The following is a 445-nucleotide window of genomic DNA, read 5'->3' as shown; positions in this document are numbered from 1 at the left end:
GTCCCAGGTCCCGCCCCGCTCGATCTGGAACTCCCGCTCGGACACGTCGTGCGCGACCGCGTACCCGGCGACGCACGCCAGCCCTTCCTCCGCCGACTCCAGATAGCGGGCCGTACGCCCGATCACGACCGCCAGCTCCACCTCCCAGTCGGTCTTGACGGAGCCGCGCGGCACGAGCACGGAGTCGTCCGGCCCGACCACGGTGTCCGGCGCCTTGAAGAAGACGACCGGCTCGGCGGGCGGCTCGGCCCCGGTCTCGCGGGCGTGGTCGTGGTAGTTGAGCCCGATGCACACGATCTTCCCGATCCGCCCCACGGGCGGACCGACGCGCAGCCCGGTGGCGTCCAGGACGGCAGGTCACCGGCAGCGGCGGCGGACCGTACCCGCTCCATCGCGGCATCGTCGGCGAGCAGTGCCCCGTCGACGTCCGTCACCACGCCCGACA

1 pseudogene is annotated in these 445 nt (G+C 73.3%); it reads right to left on the bottom strand.

Annotation, left to right across the window (positions count from 1 at the left end):
- A pseudogene (locus ACOV8S_RS31335) lies at positions 1 to 445 on the bottom strand (fumarylacetoacetate hydrolase family protein); the annotation flags it as partial.

This window comes from Streptomyces sp. CO7 (genome assembly GCF_053474865.1).
The sequence above is the reverse complement of the archived record's forward strand: the minus strand, read 5'-3'. Positions and strand labels throughout refer to the sequence as shown.